The organism is Microbacterium sp. BG28 (assembly GCF_034044005.1).
Lineage (GTDB): Bacteria > Actinomycetota > Actinomycetes > Actinomycetales > Microbacteriaceae > Microbacterium.
Map to the genome: position 1 here is coordinate 365,046 of NZ_JAXCHA010000002.1, position 22,375 is coordinate 387,420.

A 22,375-nucleotide genomic window follows, 5' to 3' on the forward strand; every position below is an offset into this window, starting at 1 on the left:
CAGGAGTGCCATGTCGCGCGTCGTGAAGCTCGCCGTCATCCCCGGTGACGGAATCGGTCCGGAGGTCGTCGCCGAAGCCGACAAGGTTCTCGAAGCGGTGGCCGCTGGCACCGACGTCACGTTCGAGCGCACCTGGTTCTCGCTCGGTGCCGCGCGGTATCTCGAGACCGGCGACACCCTCACCGACGACGACCTGGCGGCGATCGCCGCGCACGACGCGATCCTGCTCGGCGCCGTCGGGGGAGTGCCCGGCGACCCGCGCCTCAAGAACGCGAACATCGAGCGCGGCCTGCTGCTCAAGCTGCGATTCGCCCTCGATCACTACGTGAACCTGCGCCCGTCCAAGCTGTATCCCGGCGCGAGCGGGCCGCTCGCCGACCCCGGAGAGATCGACTTCGTCGTGGTGCGCGAGGGTACCGAGGGGCCGTACGTCGGTAACGGCGGCGCGATCCGCGTGGGCACCCCGCACGAGGTGGCGAACGAGACCTCGGTGAACACGGCGTTCGGCGTCGAGCGCGTGGTGCGTTTCGCGTTCGCCGAGGCGGAGCGTCGCCGCAAGAAGCTCACCCTCGTGCACAAGACCAACGTGCTCGTGCACGCCGGGGGCATCTGGAAGCGGATCGTCGATGAAGTGGCGACCGAGCACCCCGACGTCGCCGTAGACTATCTGCACGTCGACGCGGCCACGATCTTCCTGGTCACGAACCCCAGCCGCTTCGACGTGATCGTCACCGACAACCTCTTCGGTGACATCCTGACCGACCTGGCAGGTGCCGTCACCGGTGGCATCGGCCTCGCCGCATCCGGGAACATCAATCCCGACGGCGACTTCCCGTCGATGTTCGAGCCCGTTCACGGTTCGGCTCCCGACATCGCGGGCCAGCAGAAGGCCGACCCCACGGCCGCGATCCTCTCGGTCGCTCTCCTGCTGAACCATCTCGGACTGCGCGATGACGCCGACCGCCTTACCCGCGCGGTCGAGGCCGACATCGCCGAGCGGTCCGATTCGGTCCGCACCACAGCACAGATCGGCGACGCGATCATCGCGCGGCTCCAGGCGTAATCTGGAGCCCGCAGCCGTCGCCCGTGACCGCGCCGCCAGGCGCAGATGAAGCGAGATCCTCATGACACTCCTCGACACCGATCCCGACCAGGGCCTCGCACCGCTCGAGTTCGCCGTCACCCGCAACCTCGCCGCCCGCGGCACCGCGGAGCGCGAGCAGATCCTCGAGAACCCCGGCTTCGGCACCGCCTTCACCGACCACATGGTCGACATCTGCTGGTCGATGCGCGGCGGCTGGCACCGTCCGCGTGTGCAGCCCTACGGTCCGATCTCGCTGGATCCCGCCGCTGCCGTCCTGCACTACGGCCAGGAGATCTTCGAGGGCATCAAGGCCTACCGTCACGCAGACGGCTCGATCCACACGTTCCGCCCCGACCAGAACGGCCGTCGTCTGCAGCGTTCGGCGCGGCGCCTCGCGCTGCCGGAGCTGCCGGTGTCGTACTTCGTGCAGTCGCTGCGCGAGTTGATCAAGGTGGATGCGGCCTGGGTGCCGGCCGGCGCCGATCAGAGCCTGTACCTGCGCCCGTTCATGTTCGCCAAGGAGGCGTTCCTGGGCGTGCGTCCCGCGCAGAAGGTCGCGTACTACCTCATCGCAAGCCCCGCGGGCGCCTACTTCAAGGGCGGCGTGCAGCCGGTCTCGATCTGGCTGAGCGAGGACTACTCCCGCGCCGGCAAGGGCGGTACGGGCGCGGCCAAGACCGGTGGCAACTACGCGGCCAGCCTCCTGCCGCAGTCCGAGGCGTACGAGAACGAGTGCGACCAGGTCGTGTTCCTCGATCAGGACGGCAACGTCGAGGAGCTCGGCGGCATGAACATCGTGTTCGTCAAGAAGGACGGCACGCTGGTTACCCCGCAGTCCGACTCGATCCTCGAGGGCATCACGCGCGACTCGATCCTGCAGCTCGCGATCGACCGCGGCCACAAGGTCGAGGGGCGCGCCGTGTCGCTGGCCGAGTGGCGCGACGGCGTCGCCTCGGGCGACATCGTCGAGGTGTTCGCCTGCGGCACGGCCGCGGTGGTCACACCGATCGGTCAGCTCAAGGGCAAGAACTTCTTCGACGAGCAGCCGACCGGCTCGCTCGCGCTGTCGCTGCGCGAGGAGCTGACCGACATCCAGTACGGACGTCGCGAAGACAGGCACAACTGGCTCGTCCGGCTCGACGCCTGATCCCGCAGCGGGGCGTCCTGGATAGGCTGAACAGGTGAAGATCGCTCGTTTCAGCCACCAGGACGCCATCGCTTACGGAATCGTCGACGACGACGAGCTGGTGCAGCTCGCCGGGGACCCGATGTTCGCCGGCTTCGAGCCCACGGGCAAGCGCATCCCGATCGCGGATGTGGCGCTGCTGGCGCCGGTGATCCCGCGATCCAAGGTCGTGGCGATCGGACGCAACTACCGCGCGCACGCGGAGGAGCTCGGCAACGATGTCCCCGCCGAGCCGCTGATGTTCCTCAAGCCCAACACGGCGGTGATCGGTCCGGGCGACGTCATCGTGCGTCCCACGCAGTCCGAGCGGGTCGACTTCGAGGGCGAGTTGGTCGTGGTGATCGGTCGCATCGCGAAGAACGTGCCGGTGGAGAAGGCGCTCGATGTCGTGTTCGGGTACACGGTCGGCAACGACGTGACCGCGCGCGACCTTCAGCGCAGCGACGGCCAGTGGTCACGCGCCAAGGGCTTCGACACCTTCTGCCCGCTCGGACCCGTCATCGAGACGGAGTTCGATCCCGCGTCCGCAGCGCGCGTCGTGACGCGTGTCAACGGCGACGAGCGCCAGTCGGCACCGCTCACCGATCTGATGTTCCCGATCGCCGAGCTGATCGCCTACGCCTCGTCGGTGTTCACGCTGCTGCCGGGCGACGTCATCATGACCGGAACCCCCGCCGGTGTCGGACCGCTCGTAGCCGGCGACGAGGTGGAGGTCGAGGTCGAGGGGATCGGCGTTCTGCGCAACACCGTGCGCGATGCCTGAGGCCACCGACCTGCTGCCGGACGCGTCGGAGCTGACCCGCATCCGGCGCCGCACGCTGTGGCTGCTCTCGTCCGGCCAGATCCTCGGCGGCATCGCCTTCGGTGCGACGATCTCGCTCGGCGCGATCCTCGCCACCGAGCTGTCCGGCGACGAGGCGTTCTCTGGCTGGGCGACGGCGGCGGTCACGCTGGGAGCTGCGGCGTTCGCCATCCCGCTCGCGGCTCTCGCCAGGCGGAGCGGGCGGCGTCCCGCGCTCGCGGCCGGGCTCTCCGTGGCGCTGATCGGCGTCCTCCTGGTCATCGGCGCGGTGGCGGCCGCATCCTTCCCGCTGCTGCTGGCGGGTGTCGTGCTGATCGGTGCCGGGCAGGCGGCGAACCTGCAGTCGCGCTTCGCTGCGGCGGACCTCGCGACGGACGCGTCGCGCGGTCGAGACATCTCGGTGGTGGTGTGGGCGACGACGGTGGGCGCCGTCCTCGGGCCGAATCTGGTGGGCCCCGGGCAGGCGCTCGGCGATCTCGTCGGCATGCCCCCGCTGACCGGTCCGTACCTGTTCACGATCGTGGCTCAGGTGCTTGCGGTCGTCCTGTACGTCGCCGCGCTCCGCCCCGATCCGCTCGTACTGGCGCAACGCCTGGTCGCCCGGGATGCGGCGGGTGCCGGCCCTCGGATCGCCCGAGCCGATCGGCCCGTGGCCGCGCGGTATGCGATCCTCGCGATCGCCGCCTCTCACGGCACGATGGTCGCGGTCATGGCCATGACCCCCGTGCACCTCGTCCACCATGGGGCGAGCCTCACGATCGTCGGGCTCACGATCAGCCTGCACATCGCGGGGATGTACGCCCTGTCGCCCGTGTTCGGAATCCTCGCCGACCGCATCGGTCGCGTCGCGACGATTCTGCTGGGGCAGGGGCTGCTCGCCGCATCCCTGCTCGTGTCGGGTCTGGGCCAGAACTCGAACACCGCGGTCACCATCGGGCTCGTGCTGCTGGGGCTCGGCTGGAGCGCGTCGACCGTGGCGGGTGCGGCGTTGCTCGTGGAGACCAGCAGTGAGGCGATGCGCACCCGCCGGCAGGGTCGCAGCGACCTCGCGATGAACCTGGTGGGAGCGGCCGGCGCGATCCTGGCCGGGCTCATCCTCGGCTGGATCGGATTCGGCGGTCTGGCTTTCGTGACCCTCGTGCTCGTCGTCGTGGTCGTGGCGGCGTCTCCGCTCGCGCGCTCGAGGCGCGACGCGGCTTAACGCAGGGCGCGCAGCGCGCGGTCGACGTCGTCCTGGTCGTTGAAGACGTGGAACGCGAGGCGGGCTCGACCGGCGCGTCCGGACGCCGTGATTCCCGCGGCCTGCAGCCGTGCGAGGTCGGAGGCATCCGGATCGGGCCACGTCACGATGGCGCTCGGCGTGGCGGGTGAGGGCAGACCCATCCCGGTGAGGAAGCGTGTCGCAAGATCCGTCGTGTGCCGGTGGATCGCGGCCATGTCGGCGTTGGCGAAGAGCCCGAGTGCGGGTTCGGCCCCCACGAACGCCTGCCACGCCGGGGAGACATCGAACCGGCGGGCGTCCGAGGCCAGTGTGGCGGCGTCGCCGTAGCAGGATTGCCAGGGGTCCGCGCCCGCGTACCAGCCCGCGTGCAACGGCGTGAAGGTCGCGGCAAACTCCTCGCTGAGGGCGAGGAAGGCGACGCCGCGCGGAGCGCACAGCCACTTGTACGCATGCACGACGAACGCGTCGAACGCGGAGGCGTCGACCGGGAGCCAGCCGACGGCCTGCGTGCCGTCGCACAGCGTACGGGCTCCGACCGCGCGGGCGGCGGCGGTGATCGCCGCGTGATCGGCGACCTCGCCCGAGGCCGACTGCACGATCGAGAACGCCACGAGGGCCGTGTCGGACCGAACCGCATCGGCGAGTTCGGCGAGCGGCGCGCAGCGCACGCGGAGCCCGCCGCGGTGCACGAACGGGAGGACGAGGGAGGAGAAGTCTCCGTCCGGCACGAGCACCTCGCTGCCCTCTGGCAGGGATGCGGCGATGAGGCTCACCAGGACCGAGGTCTGCGACCCGATCGCGATACGATCCCGGCTCACCTGAAGAAGCCGGGCGGCGTGCGTGCGCGTCTGCTCGACGATGACGGAGTAGGCCCCCGCATCCGCACCGTGCGTGACCGAACGCACGAGGTCGGCGATCAGGGCATCGCGACTCGCGCGCGGCGGCAGGCCGCCCGTGCAGGCGGCGAGGTAGTCCCGACCGCCATCGAAGGCCGCGCGGACGGCGGTGAGGTCCAACGGTGCGGTCATGTTCTCCAGGATCCGGATGCGTGCGGTCGCGGTCTACGGCAGAACGGGCATCGCGTCCATAAGCTCGCGTTATATATTCGGCGCATGGCCGATCAGGATGAGGGCGAACTCGCCGTCCAGGCGTTCCGCGTCATGCGCGCGATCGCCGAGACCGGCTCCATCACCGCAGCCGCCGCGTCGCTCGGCTACAGCCAGCCCGCCGTCAGCCAGCAGGTGCGCCGGATCGAGAGTCGTGTCGGGATGCCGGTGGTCGAGCGCGTCGGGCGTCGGGTGCGCCTCACGGAGGCCGGCGCCGTGCTCGCCAGACATGCGGATGCCGTGGCACGCTCCATCGACGCGGCCTCCGACGAGCTCGCACAGCTGCGCGGGCTCGCCTCGGGCCGCGTGCGGCTCACAGGATTCCCCTCCGCGTCGCCCACGCTCGTGCCGCGGGTGCTCGCCGCGCTCTCGGACAAGGCGCCGGGGCTCGCGGTCACCTACGTCGAGGCGGAACCTCCCGAGGCGATGGCCGCGGTGCGCGAGGACCGCGCCGACATCGCGCTCACGTTCAGCTACCCGGGTGACGAGAACGACCCTCACGGCGAGAGCGCGCGCGGTCTTGTCGTGCGCACGCTGGGTGCGGATCGCATGTTCGTCGTCGTTCCCGACAACCATGACCTCGGCGGCGCCTCCGTCGTCCAACTGGGCGAGCTGGCCGACGCATCCTGGATCGCGGGCTGCCCGCGGTGTCGAGGGCACCTGCTGGAGCTCTGCGCCCGCGCGGGGTTCACGCCGCGGATCGCGTTCGAGACCGACAACATCGTCGCCGTCGAGAACCTCGTCGCTCGGGGCACGGGGGTGGCGACCCTCCCGGGACTCGCCCTCGACTCGTTCCCGCTGCTGCCGGGCGTGCAAGCCGTGCCTCTTCCGCCGGGGGAGCAGCGCACGCTGCATGTGGTGACGGCCGCCGACGCGCACCGGGTGCCCGCCCTCCGGCTCGCGCTGGCAGCCGTCGGCGAGGCGGCAGAGGCGGCGGGAGTGGGCCGCGGCAGGGCGGGGTGACGCGGGTAGGCTGGGAGCCTATGGTTTCCGCACCCGATCCCCGCACCACGACCGCAACCGGCTCCGACATCCGGGTGCGGTTCTGCCCCTCGCCCACGGGCCTGCCGCACGTCGGCCTGATCCGCACCGCGCTGTTCAACTGGGCGTACGCCCGGCACAACGGCGGCAAGCTCGTCTTCCGCATCGAAGACACGGATGCGGCCCGCGACAGCGAGGAGAGCTACCAGCAGCTTCTCGAGGCGCTGCGCTGGCTCGAGATCGACTGGGACGAGGGCGTCGAGGTCGGCGGTCCCCACGCGCCGTACCGGCAGTCGCAGCGGCACGAGCTCTACCGCGAGGTGCTCGACAAGCTCGTTGCCGCGGGCGTCGCGTACGAGAGCTACTCGACGGCCGAGGAGATCGACGCGCGCAACGAGGCGAACGGCCGCGCCAAGCAACTCGGCTACGACAACTACGACCGCACGCTCACCGAGGAGCAGAAGGCCGCCTTCCGTGCCGAGGGCCGTGAGCCCGCGTACCGCCTTCGCGTGCCGGATGAAGACCTCACTTACGTCGACCTCATCCGCGGCGAGGTGACGTTCCCGGCCGGGTCGTTCCCCGACTTCGTCATCGTGCGTGCGGGCGGCGTGCCGCTGTACACGTTCGTGAACCCCGTCGACGACGCGCTCATGGGCATCACGCACGTCATCCGCGGCGAGGACCTCATGCCCTCGACCGCGCGTCAGCTCTCTCTCTACCGTGCGCTGATCGAGGCCGGCGTCACCGACTTCGTGCCGCGCTTCGGGCACATGCCGCTGGTGCTGGGGGAGGAGGGCAACAAGAAGCTCTCCAAGCGCGACCCGAAGGCAGACCTCTTCCTGCAGCGCGAGAAGGGCTTCATCCACGAGGGCCTGCTCAACTACCTCTCGCTCCTCGGCTGGTCGCTGGCGCCCGACCGCGACGTGTTCTCGCTGGAAGAGCTCGTCGAAGCCTTCGACATCGCCGATGTGAACCCCAACCCGGCCCGCTTCGACCAGAAGAAGGCCGAGTCCATCAACGGCGATCACATCCGGATGCTGGCGCCCGAGGACTTCGCGACCCGCATCCTGCCGTACCTGCGCGATGCCGGCATCATCGGCGACACCCTCGACGATCGCGAGCGGGCGCTCATCGCCGCCGCGGCCCCGCTCGTGCAGGAGCGCGTGCAGCTGCTGGGCGACGTGCCGGGCCTGCTCGGTTTCCTCTTCCGCGACGAGGTGGAGTACGCCGACGACGCCCTCGCATCGCTGCCGGCCAACGCGGGCGAAGTGCTCGTCGCCTCGGTGAACGCGCTCGAGCTCGTGCCGCATGCGGAGTTCACGGCCGCATCCGTGCAGGACGCGTTGCAGAAGGCCCTGATCGAGGAGCTCGGTCTGAAGCCGCGCGTCGCGTACGGTCCGCTCCGGGTCGCCGTCAGCGGTCGTCGGGTGTCTCCGCCGCTGTTCGAGTCGATGGAGCTGCTCGGTAAGACCGAGAGCATCCGCCGTCTCGACGCCCTGGTGCAGAAGATCGGCTGACGCGACCGCTCATCCTGCGGTGCAGGAGTAGAGGGTCGCGCCCGCGGGAGCATCTGCAACGAGGGTGCAGGCGGATGTCACCCATGCGCTGATGTCCTTCGTGGCGGTCGATGCGGCGCGGGTGCTTCCTGCTCCTGCTCCCGGTGCGCCGGAGCCGAGCACGTAGGTAACCTCGCCGGCGGCGACCATCTGCTGGAACGCGGCCAGGGTCGGCACATCGTCGCTGCCATCGAATCCGCCGATGGGCAGCACCGACCCTCCGTGGGAGGCGAGTATGAGCTGCGCCGCCGACTGCGCGCCGAACGTGGCGACGAGGTACTTCGCGTCGCCCTGACGCTCCGTGAGGTAGAGCAGCAGTGCCGCGTTGGAGCTCGTGCCGCCCGCCGCACCCGTGGGGCGCGTGCCGCCGCGGGCACCGTTCTGCGCGCCGCCGTCCGGCGCATGCGGTCGTGCGCCGCCCGCCGATCCGCCGAACGTCGCGCCGCCGGGCCGGGAGCCACCGAAGCCACCGCCACCACCCGGCATCTGGGAAACGCCCGCAGCGGTGGGATTGATCGAGCTCGGCGCGCCGATCGTCAGCGCCGACCAGGCGGCCGGCGTCAGCAGGAGGGCGATCACCGCCGCCACGGCGGTCACCGAGCGCAGCGCCTGCGCCCGCCGTTCGAGAACCAGAAGCAGAATCGCGACCGCGGCGATCGCGGCCTGCACCCAGGCGATGACCGGGCTCGGCTCGGAGTACATCGCCGCGATCATGACGGCTGTGATCGCCGCGACGGCCACGAGCAGGATCTGCGGCCAGAGCAGGCGTCGAGAGCGCGCGACGGCGAACGCCGCCGCCACGAGCAGGGCGACGGGGATCGCGAGAGCGGACGTGTAGAACTGGTGCATCCCGGCGACCAGCGAGAACATCGCCGCCTCGGTCGCGAACCAGCCGCCGAGGAACACGACGGTTGCGGGGCGCCACCGCAGGATGAACAGGACGACGATCGCCGCGACGGTCGCGGGGAGCAGCCACGCGATCTGGCCGGCGAGCTCGGTGTTGAACAGGCGGAAGGGGCCGGGATCGCCAGCGAAGGACGGCGTGAACGAGCGATACGCGTCGGAGTCGGCCGTGGCGCTGAAACGCCCGAGTCCGTTGTAGCCGAACACCATCTCCCAAGGGTTGTTGCTGTTCGTGCCGCCGACGAAGGGCCGATCGGATGCCGGAACGAGCCAGACGACGGCGACCCAGGTCAGCGACACCACGAGAGTCACGGCCCCCGCGAGGAGGGTGTGCCAGATGCGACGCCACCACCGCTGGCGCGCGCACAGGTAGGCCGCCGCGAGCGCCGGCCAGACCGCCCACGCCTCGAGCATGTAGGTCTGGAACGCCACCCCGACCAGTGCTCCGGCGAGGAGATACCAGCCGAGGCTGCGTTGCTGGATCGCCCGGACGGCGGCCCATGCCACCAGCGCGAGCGCGAGCACGAAGAATGTCTGCGGCTGATTGGATCGCGCCACCGCGACGAGGATCGGCGTGGTGGCGACCACGGCGCCGGCGAGCAGACCGCCTGTCGTCCCGACCAGCCGACGCGTGGTGAAGGCGGTCACGGCGGCCGCCGCGGTGGCGGCGATGGCGTTCGGAAGGATGACGGCCGCCGGTGAGAAGCCGAACAGGCGCACGGCCAGGGCGGGGATCCAGAAGGAGCCGGGGATCTTGTCGAGAGAGACGGTGCCGGCGGGATCGAAGGCGCCGAAGAAGAGGTTCGACCAGCTCTTGCTCATCGACATCGCGACGGCGCCGTAGTAGTCGCTCATCGAGGCGGACACCTGCCATCCGGTCAAGACGGCGGCAGCGATCACGATCAGGACGAGTCCCACGGGCCAGGCGGCACGGGCCCGCCACGAGCCGGGGGAGGGAGTGGACACGGCGGTCATGGCAGGACCGTACGAGTCCCGGTGAGGGATTCTGGATGAGCCGTCGATGGCGTCGCCGTGAGCGTGCGCCGGTTTGGGATTGCCGCGGGCGTGGGCTAAGCTCTTCTCTTGGCGCTACTTCGGTAGAAGCCGGTGGGGTATGGTGTAATTGGCAACACGGCTGATTCTGGTTCAGTTGTTCTTGGTTCGAGTCCAGGTACCCCAGCAAAACAGATAGCCCCGGAAATCCGCGTCAGAGCGGACCACCGGGGTTTTGCTTTGTGCCGCGCCTGGTCGCACGTCGATGCGACGCAGTTCATCAGTTTGCCGCCGATGAGCGCGGCACGATATACACACAACGAGCGATACCTTCGCTCTAGCCTGAAGTCGGACCCGGGGGCCCTTCATGTTCAGCAAGAAAGACGAGGACGACCGCGCGGCACGTCGCTGGGGCCGCGTTGTTCTGGGGGCGGTCGTCACCCTCGTCGTCGCACCTTTGGTGGTCATCGCGCTCACTCCGTGGGTGTCGCAATGGACCAAGCGGCTCGGTTCTCAGCTCGACTACACGGTCCAGCTCTCGAGTGACACGGGCTGCGACTTCGTCGTGCCGGTCGAGAGTATCGGACTGGTGGATCCCAGCCAGCTCGCTCTACAGACGAGCGATCTTCCTGCACCCGGAGGCGAGCAATCGAAATGCGAGAGCGCCATCGAAGGGGTCCGCGGCGTGCACGACAGGCTGGTGCTCGAAGTGATCGTGGAGCCCACGGGGGACGATTCAGTAGTTCTCACCGACGTGACCATCGACGTTCGCGAGACGAGGCCGAATAGCGGCAGTGCCTCTTACAGTCCATTCGGAACTGGCGGCGGATCCACGATGATGCAGGTCCTTTCCGACGTTGAGTCCAGCAGTCCCGTTCAGAGCGTCATCACCTATCCGAATGGCGTCCCGCAGTCCTTCGAATCTGTCCGCAGCGTCGTTCCTCGTCTGAGTGCCACCAAGTCCGATCCTCTGAACCTGCTGCTGGAGTATCGCGGCCACAAGCTGTACTCGACGTTCGATGTCGTTCTGCATTGGCAATCCGGCGTCGAAGTGGGCACGACACGACTCGACAACGACGGCGCCGGCTACGAAGTGGCCGGCATCGAAGGAATCCCGAGGCTCGAAGGCTATGACGGCCATGGGTGGAAGCAAGCCCCATAGTGGCGGCCCGCGAGTAACGGTGCTCTTCACCCGAGCCCCGTTCACGGTCGCCCATCCGGCTCCGGTCGGGCCCGACAACATCCGGGTCATCGCCGCGACCCTGGCGGGACGTGCCGTGGTTCGGGCCTAGAGCGCCCCCACGCGTAGACGGTCGGGCGACCCGCCACGCGGTCATCGGGTATGGCGTCTGTCGCGCCATAGCCGACCGCTTACCCGAACGCTGAGCACCGAGGCAAGGTGCGTGAGCCGATGCGGGCCGCCGGTCAGGATGGAACGGTGAGCGAGAACACACGTGACGCCCTTGTCCGCGAGCTCGACCTCCGTAAGGAGGCGTTCCCGGCCGCGTCGGGCAACACCGAGGCCGAGATAGCGGTCTGGGAGGCGGCGGCGAAGCTCCCCGACTGGTTCATCGTCAATCGCGGGACGCCGGAAGAGCCCATGCCCGGCGGATTCCAGTTCGACGGTATCGGCACGCTCATCGGGGTGTACAGCACCGCGGAACGCGCGGCGGAAGTGGGGGGCGTGGAGGCCACGCTGCTGGCCGTTCCGCTGCCGCAGGCGATCGACTGGCTCGCCTCCTTCGCGCAGAACGGTGTGGCCGGGATCGTTCTGGACTCGCCAGGACCATGGACGTCGCTGTCGAACCTGCGCTTCTTCCGGCAATGGATTCCGGCGGAACGTGATTCGCCGGATGCCGTCGTCATCGCACCCCGCGTGCAGGCTGCCGCCGACACGTACACGGCGGCGCAGGACGACGAGACCTACGCCGCGGTTGTCCGAGAGATCGCGAATTCCGAGTTGTTCGTCGTCTTGGATCCGGCAGGCGACGGCTCCACTCCCGCCAGCATCGTCAACGGTCGCGGCGAGCGGATCCTCCTGGCCTTCACCGACTCGGGACGGGTCGACGCGATCTACGCGGGCAAGGAGATCACCGCGGTCCCGCGCTCCGGTCGCGAGATTCTGCGACTCATCGGCGCCGCGTTCGACGTGCTGGTGCTCGACCCGCAGCATCCGTCGTCGTTCGCGTTGACGCCGGAGTGGATCGGAGACGGTCTGCGGTGATCGACGGGGCCTCCTGGCCCTTCCCCTCCCGCCGGCGGGACGGCAGAATCGTGCCGTGTCCATGAGTGAGCCGTTCATGCCCGCCCACGAACCCCACCCCTCCGACGACCCACGCGATGTCGATCTCGATCACGACGTCGACGTGATCGACCTGGCAGACGGCGACCCGTCGACGGATGCGGTCGAGCCGAACACGCCAAGTGACTTCCGCGCCCCGCATCCCGGAGACCGGCTCACCGAGGCGAGGCTGCACGAGGACTTCCGCGACAGCTGAAGCCCAGCCGTCGCATCGAAGATCTACGGTGCGCGCATAGATCGCGCTGCGAGCATCCCGCGGTGCGGGTTCGATCTGTGGTCTCGGTCGCGCTGCTTCTCCTGGTGTTTCTCAGTGGTTGCGCCGCTCTGCGGGGTACCTCGACGCAGGAGTCGACGGCGCTCGCGTCGGGCGACCGGCGCTCGGTCTCAGAGCCCGCGGCTCCCGCTCAGACGTGCGCCACCGTCACAGCCCAGTTCGCCCTGACCGACGGCACTGCTGACGATGCCGACGAGGCGGCCCCGCCCGACACGGCGCGCATCCAGCATGCGCTGGACGGTTGTGCCCAAACCGCGGACTCCGTCGTGGCGGTGCGCCTGGCCGCATCCGGACCACTGACGGATTTCGTCACGGCACCTCTCACGCTTCGGCAGGGCGAGGTGCTCGTTCTCGACTCCTCCGTGACGCTCTACGCCTCGCGCAACCCCGCCGACTACCAGGTCGCGGGTCGGGAGAGCTGCGGCACGGTGGGCAGGAGCGGCGGCGGGTGCGCGCCGCTGCTGACGCTCTCCGGCGCGCACACCGGGGTGGCGTCGACACCGGACGCGGCAGGCCGCCAAGGGCGCATCGACGGCCGCGGGGGACAGACAATGCTCGGCGCATCCCAGAGCTGGTGGGACCTCGCGCAGGCGGCGAAGGGCCACGGGGTTCAGAACGTCCCGCGGCTCGTGCAGGCGACGAAGGCGGATGACGTCACGCTGCATGACATCGACCTCGTCGATGCCGCCGGCATCCACGTCTCCTTTCAGAACGCGGACGGACTCACGATCTGGGGTGTGCGCATCCAGACACCCGCGACGGCGCGGAACACCGATGGGATCGACCCGGCCGGTGCCACCGATGTCACCATCGCCGACTCATGGATCATGGACGGCGATGACGGCATCGCCATCAAGGCCGGCTCGCAACCGTCGACACATGTCTCGATCATCGGGAATCATCTCTTCGGAACCCACGGCATCTCGATCGGCAGCGAGACCACGGCGGGCGTCAGCGACGTGCTCGTCGACGACGACACCGTCAGCGGCACCGACGCGCACGGCAACGCCAGCGCGGCATCGACCGGCATCCGGATCAAGAGCTCGCCCAAGGCGGGCGGCATCGTGCGGCAGGTGACCTATCGCCGGATCTGCGTCGATGCCGTCAAGTCGCCGATCGACATCGATCCGTTCTACGGCGGCTCGAACGGTCCGAACGTCCCGCGGTTCCAGGACATCGTCGTGTCGGACCTGCGCGCGACGAACTCCCCGCACGGCGCGACCTCGGTGCTGAAGGGGGTGGACGCCGCGCATCCGCTGCGCGTGCGACTCGAGAACGTCGATGTGGACGCACCCGCCGTGCAGACCTCCAACGTGAACATCACCGCATCCGGCGTGGCGTTCGGGGGAGCGGCGCTGGACTCGGACGGGTCCGACGCGCACGTATCGGATGTGGATGCGCCGAGCCCCACGGAGGCGGCATCGTGTGTCTTCCCCCCCTATCCCGCGCTGTGACGCGAGCACGAACCTACTGTTCGGGCGGCGCGACGACCCGTGGCGTCGCGGGATTCAGCACGTCTCCGGCGCCGACCCGCGCGTGCCGCCGGGAGTAGGCGAAGTAGATCGCGACGCCCAGGGCGAGCCAGATGAGGAAGCGCAGCCACGTCTCGACCGAGAGGTTCAGCGTGAGATAAGTGCAGATCAGCGCCGACAGCATGGGCAGCACGGGACTCCACGGCACACGGAAACCGCGCTTCAGATCGGGCCGCGTGCGACGAAGGACCACGACCCCCACCGAGACCAGTACGAACGCCGAGAGCGTGCCGATGTTGACCATCTGCTCGAGCACGCCCACGGGGGTGACTCCCGCGACGACGGCGACGATGATCGTCACCACGATCGAGATGATCCAGGGGGTGCGCCAGCGTGGGTGCACGCGCGCCAGCTTCTGCGGGAGCAGGCCGTCGCGCGACATCGCGAAGATGATGCGCGTCGCACCGATCAGCAGCGTCAGCACGACCGTGGTGAGACCGGCGACCGCGCCGGCCGAGATCACCGTCGCCATCCACGACTGGCCGTGGTAGGCGAACGCGTTGGCGAGGGCGGCGTCCGGGTCGAGGTCGCGGTACGAGACCATGCCGGTGACCACGAGCGCCACGGCGCAGTACAGGATCGTGCAGATGATGAGCGAGGCGATGATGCCGATCGGCATGTCGCGCTGCGGGCGCCGCGTCTCCTCCGCCGTGGTCGCGACGACATCGAACCCGATGTAGGCGAAGAACACGAGCGCTGCGCCGGCGAGGATGCCGCCGACGCCGAACGTGGCCGGCTCGATGCCGGAGAGGAACTGCAGGAGCGGCTGCGTGAGGCCGGAAGTGGATGCGGTGCTCTCGGCCGCAGGCACGAACGGCGTGTAGTTGGCCGGATTGACGAACATGAGCCCCGCGACGATGACGAAGAGCACGATGAAGAGCTTCACCGCGACCAGGACGAGATTGACGCGTAGCGACTCCTTAATGCCGATCGTCATCAGGGTGCCGAGGACCAGGACGAGCAGGATGGCCGGCACGTCCACCACGCCGCCGTGCGAGAGCTGCTCCGGAAGCACGATGCCGAGCTGTTCGAGGAAGGCGCCGAGGTACGCGCTCCATCCCTGCGCGACCACGCTCGCGCCGAGGAACATCTCGAGGATGAGGTCCCATCCGATGATCCACGCGAAGAACTCGCCGAGCGACGCGTAGGAGAACGTGTACGCCGAACCCGACACCGGCACGGTCGAGGCGAACTCGGCGTAACACATGGCCGCCAGGGCGCAGGCGATCGCGGCGATCACGAAGCTGATGACGATGGCCGGGCCGGCGACCTCGTGCGCGGCGCGCCCCGTGAGCGTGAAGATTCCGGCGCCGATCACGACTCCCACGCCGAACACGGTGAGATCGAGCGCGCTGAGCGATTTCTTGAGGCGGAACTCCGGTTCCTCGGTGTCGGCGATGGACTGCTCGACCGACTTGGTGCGGAGAAGACTCACGTGGTGCTCGCTTTCGACGGATTCCGTGGCGTCCGGAGCCACTCAGGGAGGATAGCCGCCGTCGAGAGCGTGTGCACCGTCTCTCGCGCCGTGTGTACAACCTCGCTCGGGAGTGGTATCCCACGGGCGGGCGCGCGCCGCATCCCTCTTGCAGGTCGGCGGATTTTTCCGGCTCGTGGCCGAAGCGGGGCGAAGCGATCGGGTGTTCACTGGAAACATGACCGGTTCGGGCCGCATCCCGGAAGCAGCCGTGCGCCGCGGCGGCGGTGGTGTTGCGGTGTTCCTGTGCGTGTCGTTCGGTGTGACGTGGATCGTGTGGGCGCCGTTGGTCGTCCAGGCGCAGGAGGGCGCGCTCGCCACGGTGCCGTGGACGTTCTTCCTCGGCTCTCTCGGACCTGCCTGCGGAGCCGTGGCCGCATCCCTCTGGGAAGGTGGACCCGCGGAGCTGGCGCGGTGGGCGCGGCGGGCGTTCTCGGTGCGCTTCCGCGCCCGGTGGTGGATCGCCGCGATCGGGATGCCTGTGGCCTACGTCGTCATCGGGTATGGGGCCGCGGCCGCGGTCTCCGGATCGTGGCCGGATGCCGCCGGATTCGGCGCGACCGGGAAGCTCCCCGGCCTGGCGTGGCCGCTGGTGGCTCTCGTGTGGGTCGTCACGTTCGGGCTGGGGGAGGAGTCGGGCTGGCGCGGGTGGCTCCTGCCCGCCCTGACGCGCCGCATGCCGGTCTTCTGGGCGACGCTCATCGTCGCCGCGGTGTGGATCGCGTGGCATGCGCCCGCGTTCCTCTTCAATCCCACCTACACCGCCATGGGGGCGGGGATCATCGGCTGGATGCTCGCGCTCGTGACGGGCTCGTTCCTCCTGTCGTGGATGGCGCAGGGGGCAGGTTGGAGCATCGTTCCGGTGCTCATCTGGCACGCCGGGTTCGATCTGCTGACGGCCGCCGATCAGTCCGCCGGCGTCATCGCGTCTACGATCAGCGCGGTCGTCATGGCGCAGGGCTTGGTGTGCGCGTGGCTGCTGTGGCGAGATGCTCGCGCCCGGCGAGTGCCCGCCCTATGCTCAGCCCATGACTGAGCCAACGCAGGAACAGCTCGAAGCATCCGACAAGGTCGAGAAGCGCACGGTAGGCGGGGAGCTCCGCTACTACCTGAAGAACATCAAGGAGCATTGGCCCGCGGTCGTCGAGCAGCATCCGGATGCCGCGGGGCACGAGGCATGGTGGACGCCGGACGGCACCTTCCACGCGACTCACGACCAGCTCCGCCGCGACGCGATGATCGGCGGCATCGTCTGAACCACCTTGCTTGACCGCGAGACTGCATCTCCCGCACGAGATCACTGTCATTACCCGTGATCTCGTGCGGGAGATGCGTTCTCGCGGAGGAGGCACCAGCCCGGGCGCGACATAGAGTGGCGGGATGGTCGATATCGAGATGCGGGCGCTCGATGCCGGGACGGTGAACCTCTCAGACGCGCGCGGACGATCCCGGCGGACCGTCGAGGTCGAGGCCTTCGAGATCGGGGTGTACCCCGTGACGGAAGAGGTTCTGGCGGAGCTTCTCGGCATCGAGGTGCGCCACCCGCGCGTGCCCGCCACACACTTGAGCTGGCTGCGCGCGGTTCGCTTGTGCAACGCCGCATCCGAGTGGGAGGGATTCGATCCCGCCTACGGATTCGACGGCGCGGAGGTCACCTGGCATCGAGACGCCGACGGCTACCGCCTTCCGACCGAGGCGGAGTGGGAATACGCCTGCCGAGCCGGTTCCACTGTCGCGCACTATGGTCCGCTGACCGAGGTCGCGTGGACGGCGGCGGACGGCGTGGCTCGTGCGCAACCCGTGGGCGGGAAGATGCCGAATCTCAACGGGCTCTTCGACACGCTCGGCAACGTGTGGGAGTGGTGCTGGGATCTGCTGGACCCCGCCGGAGATGACGATCGTCGGGTGTTCCGTGGGGGAAGCTTCGCAAGTGACGCGTTCAGTGCCCGAGCATCCACGCGTCGTGGCGCGCTCCCGGATGCGGGCGGAGACGACATCGGGATGCGCCTGGCCCGCGGTCCGCACGAGGCATAACGCGCCTCCCGCGCCCCCTTGCGTCGGGTCCGATGAGCGGCGAGCCCCGCGGCTCAGTCGCGCATCGCGTTGCCGATGTAGGAGTACTTCACGAAGACCTCCGCGGCGATCCCCGCCTCCTCGAGCACGCCCTGCACGGCAGCGAGCATGTAACGCGAGTCCCAGCCCATGTAGAGGAAGGCGCCGTCGCCGAGCTCGTCCCACTGGCCGTTCCACGCCCGGGTCTCGTACACCGGCCCGCCGCGCCGCGCGCTGAACGACAGGAGGTCCTCACGGGCATCGGCCCACAGCCGCTTGAAGATGCGGTTGAACAGGGACGCGATGTCGTAGATCTCCCAGTGCTCGCCGCGGTACTCCACGTACGACCACTCCTGCTGCCAGCCCGGCGGGAAGCCGCGGCGCTTCTTCGCATCGAGGATGGGCGTCAGATCGTCGTCGTCGATGAGCACATCGGCTCTGCGGCGCCACACCGTGAGGAATCGTTCGATGAGCTCGACCGTGCGCCGGGAGATCGCCGCCGTGTTCCACGCCTCGAGGTCGGCGACGGATGCGGTCAGCTCGACGGCGCTGCGGCGGTACAGGTCGCGCTTGTCCGGGAACGAACGGTCGAGCGCGCGCTCCGCGAGCGGCTCCTCGAGCAGCGCGAGGTTGCCCAGTGTCGCCGCCAGCGCGCGGTGGCTGTTCTGCTCGTCCTCCGAGAACTCGCTCCAGGTGCGAACGCCGTCGCCGCTCCAGCCGTCGCCCGGTGCGAGCGGAACGATGTGCTCGACGTCGAGATCAGCTGCGGAGTCGCGTCCGGCGAGGCGTGCCAGCACGTAGGCAGGATGCGGCAGCGCAGTGAATTTGAGGGCGATCCGCATCCGCTCGTCGGAGGGCGTGATGCGCCCGAACGCGTGGCTCAGCGCCTCGGGACCTTCGGCTCGTGCACGACACAGACGGGCGACGAGCCGGTCATTGGTGAGACCGGCGACGAGCCGGCGCAGGAGAAGTGCCTGCAGATCCTCCAGTGTCTCGAGCAGTGCGTCGCGGTCGATGACGCCCCGCTCGTGGTCGCGGTAGGCGGCCATCACCAGGGGGAAGGTGCCGCGCCCGAACGTGCTGAGGAAGCGAAGCTGCGCGGCGACACCTTCGTCGGGAGCATGCGCGGGTTCGAGGAGCACGCGGTAGATCTCCGAGTACGCCTTCCACTCGGCCGCATCCCGCTCCAGGGTCTCGGCTTCGAGCACCGGGAACTCGCCGCGGAACGCGTCGTAGACGGCGCGCGTCGTGCCGCCCGTGAGTTCGCGTCCGGTGCGCATCACCAGGTAGTGCCGCCAGAAGTCCGCGATCGCCTCACCCGTGTTCTGCTCGATCGGCAGCCAGAAGCGCTCCTCGATCGCGGTCTGCTCCGCGTGAGTGAGACCCATGAGGATGTAGTTGTGGATGAGTTCGTGATCCCGCAGGGGTTCACCGGTCGAGTTCAGGCTCTCGAAGATCTGCTGCGCATTGGCATCGGCGCCGAGTGCGATGGCGACGTGCTCGAGGCGCTGCAGCCCTCGCCAGATCCGCGACGCCTCTTCCGGGCGGATCTGGCTGCGGAAGAACGCATAGTTGTCGTCGAAGCGCGATGTGCGATCTGCGGCGTCGGCCTCCCGTCGGTCGAGCACCACGCTCTCGAAGACATCCGCCCACGCCCGGTGGGGGCGCAGCTTCGTCCGGTGGGTCTCGCCGCCGCGTACGAGCACGTCGTGCAGGCGCCCTGCCAGTGCGGGGTCGGAGTCGCGCACGGTGTGCTCGAGAGCGGCGACCAGCAGCATGAGGGTCGTGATGCGCTGCTGGCCGTCGATCAGCACGAGTTCGGCGTCGTCGGAGTCTCCGCCGCGCGACGACAGGATGGAGGCCAGGAAGTGCGTGTGCCCCTCCGGGAGATCGGCCACCTGGCGGACGTCGGCCAACAGCTGCTCGCACCCGCCGATGTCCCAGCGGTACTGCCGCTGATAGACGGGCACGACGATGGCGAGGTCGGGATCGCTGAGCCAGGCGATCGTGTTGACGGCGGTCGCATCGACGTTGGTGGCGGTGGCCATGATCCTCGATCTCGTTGCGGGCGAAGCGGGTCGCGCAGGGCGACCAGACCACTCTAGGCCGGGGCCTCGGGCCTCCTGGGTATTGCCGAGGAGCCCGAGTAGGCTGACCTTACCTGGGCCAGTAAAAACGCGCTGACCCCCCACCGAAAGGCATGATTCGTCATGGGTTACATCAAGTCCGCCGCTCTCGAGGAGACCGGCTACGTCGTCCTCGACAGCTACAACCAGGAGCTCGATCCCAAAGAGTGGCTCGACATCGAGTACAACGACTGGAAGTCCTCGGGCGACACCCGGTTCGCTCCTCTGGCCAGCGCCTTCGGTGAGATCGAGTGCAACGGGTTCTGGAACCACAAGCCACCGCGCACCGACAAGGACGGCGTCTGGATCGACTCGCAGGTCGCCAAGGCCCCGAACCTCGTGCGCCGCGCGCAGGAGCCCGGCGCGAACGTCGGCCGCTGCCGTGTCATCGAACTGCAGCCCACGCCCTACGGCGACTGCCTCTACAACCTGCACCAGGACGACAACAACCGCCTGAACCCGGACGGGACCGGCTGGGTGGTGCGCGGGTTCTTCAACCTGACGGATGACAAGGACAGCTACTTCGTCCTGCGTGAGAACCGCACGGACCCCCGCGGTGAGGTACGCATCGCGCTTCCCGCCGGCGCGCAGCTGATCATCGACACGCAGCGCCTCTGGCACGCGGCCACGCACAACGGCACCGACCCGCGCTACTGCCTCATCACCTCGTGGACGTCGGGTCCGGAGCTCGACGCCTACATCGAGAAGTACCACGGTGTGAACCACGTCGAGAGCGTTGAGGTGCCGCAGGACGTGCTCGAGCACGGCTACGCCGAGCAGGCGCGCAAGGATGCGGCGCGCGCCGCCTACTACGCGGCGAAGGGTCAGGCGGCCGTCCAGGCCATGAGCGAGGCCTGAGACTGCTGACGACGACGGTGGCCCGGTCCGCAGTGCGGATCGGGCCACCGTTCTGCGTGCCGGCGCTGCGCGTCGCGATGCACAGGCTCGGGCGCAGGCCGTCGTGTGAACACTGTGTTGGTTTTACCCGGCGCAACCGTTTCTTTGTGTGGCTTTGTGTTGTAATGTGTTGATCCTTCGAGGAGGATCATGTACGCAACGGAGCGCCAGGCGGCGATCGAGCGAATCTTGGACGCCGAGGGACGACTGGTCGTCGTCGACCTCGCAGATCGTTTCGACGTCACGACCGAGACCGTGCGACGCGATCTCGCGGCTCTGGAGCAGCGCGGCGTTCTGCAGCGTGTGCACGGCGGCGCCGTGGCTCAGGGCCGCTCCAGCACCCGCGAGACGTCCATCAGCGAACGCATCCACGAGCGCAGCGACGCGAAGGGGCGGATCGCCCGTGCTGCGTTGAATCTCCTCGGCGACCGCTTCAACGGATCCGTGCTGCTCGACGCCGGATCCACGGTCGGCGCACTGGCGCAGGAGCTGCCATCGCACCTGGCGACGCGCGGAGGGCGAGCGGATGTGGTCACCCACTCCTTCGCCCACGCCCCTCTGCTCGCCGAACAGGACGGGATCGACCTCACCCTCGTGGGCGGACGGGTGCGTCGCGTGACGGGCGCTGCCGTCGGGGCGACCACCGTCGCCGCCATCAACGGCCTGCGCCCCGACATCGCCTTCCTCGGCACCAACGGACTCTCCGCCGCGTTCGGTCTCAGCACCCCCGACCCTGAGGAGGCCGCGGTCAAGCGTGCAGCGGTCGCGGCCGCGCGGCGCGTCGTCGTGCTCTGCGACGCGCAGAAGTTCGACCTCGAGCTCCTCGTCTCGTTCGCTCCGCTCTCGGCGCTCGACGTGCTCGTGACGGATGCGACTCCGCCCGCCGCGCTGGCGGAAGCACTGGAGCGCGCCGACATCGAGGTGGTGCAGTCATGATCGTCACCGTCACCGCGAACCCGTCCCTCGACAGGGCGGTCTCGCTCGCCGCCCCGCTGGAGGTCGGCGAGGTGCAGAGCGCCCTCGGCGTCCGCGAGGACGCCGGCGGGAAGGGCGTGAACGTCTCCCGTGTCGTCGCCGCCGCGGGAACCGCGACACTGGCAGTTCTCCCGCTGGCCGACCAGGACCCGTACGCGGCGGCGCTCGCGCAGACCGGCATCCCCGTCAGAGCCGTGCCCGTCCGCGGCCACGCCCGCGCGAATCTCACGCTCGCCGATCCGCAGGGAGCGACGACGAAGATCAACCTGCCCGGTGCTGAGCTCGACCCCGCGGATGCGGATGCGCTCATCGACACGATCGTCGCGGCCACCGCGGGCGCGGACTGGCTGGTCCTCGCGGGATCCCTCCCGCCGGGCGCGGGCGACGACTTCTACGTGCGCGCGATCCTCGCCGTCCGTGCCGCGCACGGCGACGCCACGCCTCGCATCGCCCTCGACACCTCGGGTGCCGCCCTCGCGGCCGCTGTGGCGGGGGCCCGCCCCGACCTCATCAAACCCAACGAGCATGAACTCGCCGAACTGACCGGCGCAGCCGCCGACACCCGCGACATCGACGGCATCATCGCGCTCGCGCAGGATCTCGTCGGACCTCGCGTCGGCGCCGCGCTGGTGACGCTCGGCGCCGCCGGTGCCCTGCTGGTCACCGAGGACGGCGTCTGGGTGGGAACGGCGCCGCGCATCACTGCGGTCAGCACGGTGGGTGCGGGCGACAGCTCCCTCGCCGGGTACCTGCTGGCGGACGTTGCCGGCGCCGAACCCGCCGAGCGTCTGCGCATGGGGATGCGATACGGCGCAGCCGCCGCATCCCTGCCAGGAACCCAACCCCCGACCCCGGCGGATCTTGTGACCGCCGAGATTCCCGTGCAGCGGATCATCCGCTGACGAACCCG

At 69.2% G+C, this 22,375-nt stretch carries 20 protein-coding genes and 1 tRNA gene; 17 read left to right on the forward strand and 4 right to left on the reverse strand.

The window, feature by feature from the left end; translation table 11 throughout:
• Nucleotides 1-10 precede the first annotated feature (10 nt).
• From SK224_RS07395 to SK224_RS07410, 4 genes are all read left to right on the forward strand, one after another.
• Nucleotides 11-1,063, forward strand: coding sequence for a 3-isopropylmalate dehydrogenase (locus tag SK224_RS07395; protein WP_320434093.1), 1,053 nt, complete (start codon nucleotides 11-13; stop codon nucleotides 1,061-1,063).
• 61 nt (nucleotides 1,064-1,124) lie between these two features.
• Nucleotides 1,125-2,231, forward strand: a complete 1,107-nt coding sequence (locus SK224_RS07400; RefSeq protein ID WP_320434094.1) for a branched-chain amino acid aminotransferase — start codon at nucleotides 1,125-1,127, stop codon at nucleotides 2,229-2,231.
• Nucleotides 2,232-2,265: 34 nt separating this feature from the next.
• A complete protein-coding gene (locus tag SK224_RS07405) occupies nucleotides 2,266-3,033 on the forward strand; it encodes a fumarylacetoacetate hydrolase family protein (protein WP_274285546.1) in 768 nt (255 codons plus the stop codon).
• The gene (locus SK224_RS07410; RefSeq protein ID WP_320434095.1) at nucleotides 3,026-4,273 is read left to right on the forward strand and encodes an MFS transporter; all 1,248 of its coding nucleotides are present in this window, start codon (nucleotides 3,026-3,028) and stop codon (nucleotides 4,271-4,273) included. Before SK224_RS07405 ends, SK224_RS07410 begins: the two co-directional genes overlap by 8 nt.
• Here SK224_RS07410 and SK224_RS07415 read toward each other — a convergent pair.
• Nucleotides 4,270-5,322 (reverse strand): aminotransferase class V-fold PLP-dependent enzyme, encoded by a 1,053-nt coding sequence (locus SK224_RS07415; RefSeq protein WP_320434096.1) that lies wholly within the window; start codon nucleotides 5,320-5,322, stop codon nucleotides 4,270-4,272. The two genes, SK224_RS07410 and SK224_RS07415, sit on opposite strands and share 4 nt — an antisense overlap.
• An 84-nt stretch (nucleotides 5,323-5,406) precedes the next feature.
• Here SK224_RS07415 and SK224_RS07420 point away from each other — a divergent pair, with 84 nt between their 5' ends.
• Together SK224_RS07420 and gltX are read left to right on the forward strand one after the other, a co-directional pair.
• Complete coding sequence (locus SK224_RS07420; RefSeq protein WP_320434097.1) at nucleotides 5,407-6,363, forward strand: LysR family transcriptional regulator; 957 nt, start codon at nucleotides 5,407-5,409, stop codon at nucleotides 6,361-6,363.
• A gap of 20 nt (nucleotides 6,364-6,383) precedes the next feature.
• Nucleotides 6,384-7,898 (forward strand): glutamate--tRNA ligase, encoded by a 1,515-nt coding sequence (gltX, locus tag SK224_RS07425; protein WP_320434098.1) that lies wholly within the window; start codon nucleotides 6,384-6,386, stop codon nucleotides 7,896-7,898.
• 9 nt (nucleotides 7,899-7,907) lie between these two features.
• Here gltX and SK224_RS07430 read toward each other — a convergent pair whose 3' ends face one another.
• Entirely contained in the window at nucleotides 7,908-9,815 is a 1,908-nt protein-coding gene (locus SK224_RS07430) for an ArnT family glycosyltransferase (protein ID WP_320434099.1), read from the reverse strand.
• A 133-nt stretch (nucleotides 9,816-9,948) separates the two neighbouring features.
• Between SK224_RS07430 and SK224_RS07435 the strand changes: the two genes are divergently transcribed.
• From SK224_RS07435 to SK224_RS07455, 5 genes are all read left to right on the forward strand, one after another.
• Nucleotides 9,949-10,020 (forward strand) — tRNA-Gln (locus SK224_RS07435).
• Nucleotides 10,021-10,200: 180 nt separating this feature from the next.
• Entirely contained in the window at nucleotides 10,201-10,995 is a 795-nt protein-coding gene (locus SK224_RS07440; protein ID WP_320434100.1) for a hypothetical protein, read from the forward strand.
• A 276-nt stretch (nucleotides 10,996-11,271) separates the two neighbouring features.
• Entirely contained in the window at nucleotides 11,272-12,057 is a 786-nt protein-coding gene (locus tag SK224_RS07445) for an SseB family protein (RefSeq protein WP_320434101.1), read from the forward strand.
• A 55-nt stretch (nucleotides 12,058-12,112) separates the two neighbouring features.
• Nucleotides 12,113-12,331 (forward strand): hypothetical protein, encoded by a 219-nt coding sequence (locus SK224_RS07450; RefSeq protein ID WP_320434102.1) that lies wholly within the window; start codon nucleotides 12,113-12,115, stop codon nucleotides 12,329-12,331.
• Between the two features lie 62 nt (nucleotides 12,332-12,393).
• Nucleotides 12,394-13,863, forward strand: coding sequence for a glycoside hydrolase family 28 protein (locus SK224_RS07455; RefSeq protein WP_320434103.1), 1,470 nt, complete (start codon nucleotides 12,394-12,396; stop codon nucleotides 13,861-13,863).
• A 13-nt stretch (nucleotides 13,864-13,876) separates the two neighbouring features.
• Here the strand turns inward: SK224_RS07455 and SK224_RS07460 are convergent, their stop codons facing one another.
• On the reverse strand, nucleotides 13,877-15,376 hold the full coding sequence (locus tag SK224_RS07460; protein WP_320434104.1) for an amino acid permease: 1,500 nt from the start codon (nucleotides 15,374-15,376) through the stop codon (nucleotides 13,877-13,879).
• A 217-nt stretch (nucleotides 15,377-15,593) separates the two neighbouring features.
• On the opposite strand from SK224_RS07460, the gene SK224_RS07465 reads away from it, so the two are divergent.
• The 3 genes from SK224_RS07465 to SK224_RS07475 all read left to right on the forward strand — a co-directional run bounded on the left by SK224_RS07465 (nucleotide 15,594) and on the right by SK224_RS07475 (nucleotide 17,449).
• Entirely contained in the window at nucleotides 15,594-16,451 is an 858-nt protein-coding gene (locus SK224_RS07465; protein ID WP_320434105.1) for a type II CAAX endopeptidase family protein, read from the forward strand.
• Entirely contained in the window at nucleotides 16,444-16,671 is a 228-nt protein-coding gene (locus tag SK224_RS07470; protein ID WP_320434106.1) for a hypothetical protein, read from the forward strand. Before SK224_RS07465 ends, SK224_RS07470 begins: the two co-directional genes overlap by 8 nt.
• A gap of 124 nt (nucleotides 16,672-16,795) precedes the next feature.
• Nucleotides 16,796-17,449: a formylglycine-generating enzyme family protein gene (locus tag SK224_RS07475; RefSeq protein ID WP_320434107.1), complete on the forward strand. Its 654-nt coding sequence runs from the start codon at nucleotides 16,796-16,798 to the stop codon at nucleotides 17,447-17,449.
• Nucleotides 17,450-17,502: 53 nt separating this feature from the next.
• On the opposite strand, the gene SK224_RS07480 is transcribed toward SK224_RS07475, so the two are convergent.
• On the reverse strand, nucleotides 17,503-19,515 hold the full coding sequence (locus SK224_RS07480; protein WP_320434108.1) for a DUF262 domain-containing protein: 2,013 nt from the start codon (nucleotides 19,513-19,515) through the stop codon (nucleotides 17,503-17,505).
• A 162-nt stretch (nucleotides 19,516-19,677) separates the two neighbouring features.
• On the opposite strand from SK224_RS07480, the gene SK224_RS07485 reads away from it, so the two are divergent.
• The 3 genes from SK224_RS07485 to SK224_RS07495 all read left to right on the forward strand — a co-directional run bounded on the left by SK224_RS07485 (nucleotide 19,678) and on the right by SK224_RS07495 (nucleotide 22,367).
• Nucleotides 19,678-20,451, forward strand: a complete 774-nt coding sequence (locus tag SK224_RS07485) for a hypothetical protein (protein ID WP_137417202.1) — start codon at nucleotides 19,678-19,680, stop codon at nucleotides 20,449-20,451.
• A 189-nt stretch (nucleotides 20,452-20,640) separates the two neighbouring features.
• Nucleotides 20,641-21,426 carry a DeoR/GlpR family DNA-binding transcription regulator gene (locus SK224_RS07490; RefSeq protein WP_320434109.1) on the forward strand — a complete coding sequence of 262 codons (786 nt, stop codon included), beginning with the start codon at nucleotides 20,641-20,643 and terminating at the stop codon, nucleotides 21,424-21,426.
• Nucleotides 21,423-22,367 (forward strand): 1-phosphofructokinase, encoded by a 945-nt coding sequence (locus SK224_RS07495; protein ID WP_320434110.1) that lies wholly within the window; start codon nucleotides 21,423-21,425, stop codon nucleotides 22,365-22,367. Before SK224_RS07490 ends, SK224_RS07495 begins: the two co-directional genes overlap by 4 nt.
• Nucleotides 22,368-22,375: the final 8 nt, after the last annotated feature.

Coding starts and splice junctions, on each gene's coding strand:
- SK224_RS07395 (WP_320434093.1), top strand. CDS start 11: ATGTCGCGCGTCGTGAAGCTCGCCGTCATCCCCGGTGACGGAATCGGT.
- SK224_RS07400 (WP_320434094.1), top strand. CDS start 1,125: ATGACACTCCTCGACACCGATCCCGACCAGGGCCTCGCACCGCTCGAG.
- SK224_RS07410 (WP_320434095.1), top strand. CDS start 3,026: ATGCCTGAGGCCACCGACCTGCTGCCGGACGCGTCGGAGCTGACCCGC.
- SK224_RS07415 (WP_320434096.1), bottom strand. CDS start 5,322: ATGACCGCACCGTTGGACCTCACCGCCGTCCGCGCGGCCTTCGATGGC.
- SK224_RS07420 (WP_320434097.1), top strand. CDS start 5,407: ATGGCCGATCAGGATGAGGGCGAACTCGCCGTCCAGGCGTTCCGCGTC.
- gltX (WP_320434098.1), top strand. CDS start 6,384: ATGGTTTCCGCACCCGATCCCCGCACCACGACCGCAACCGGCTCCGAC.
- SK224_RS07430 (WP_320434099.1), bottom strand. CDS start 9,815: ATGACCGCCGTGTCCACTCCCTCCCCCGGCTCGTGGCGGGCCCGTGCC.
- SK224_RS07440 (WP_320434100.1), top strand. CDS start 10,201: ATGTTCAGCAAGAAAGACGAGGACGACCGCGCGGCACGTCGCTGGGGC.
- SK224_RS07465 (WP_320434105.1), top strand. CDS start 15,594: ATGACCGGTTCGGGCCGCATCCCGGAAGCAGCCGTGCGCCGCGGCGGC.
- SK224_RS07470 (WP_320434106.1), top strand. CDS start 16,444: ATGACTGAGCCAACGCAGGAACAGCTCGAAGCATCCGACAAGGTCGAG.
- SK224_RS07475 (WP_320434107.1), top strand. CDS start 16,796: ATGGTCGATATCGAGATGCGGGCGCTCGATGCCGGGACGGTGAACCTC.
- SK224_RS07480 (WP_320434108.1), bottom strand. CDS start 19,515: ATGGCCACCGCCACCAACGTCGATGCGACCGCCGTCAACACGATCGCC.
- SK224_RS07485 (WP_137417202.1), top strand. CDS start 19,678: ATGGGTTACATCAAGTCCGCCGCTCTCGAGGAGACCGGCTACGTCGTC.
- SK224_RS07490 (WP_320434109.1), top strand. CDS start 20,641: ATGTACGCAACGGAGCGCCAGGCGGCGATCGAGCGAATCTTGGACGCC.
- SK224_RS07495 (WP_320434110.1), top strand. CDS start 21,423: ATGATCGTCACCGTCACCGCGAACCCGTCCCTCGACAGGGCGGTCTCG.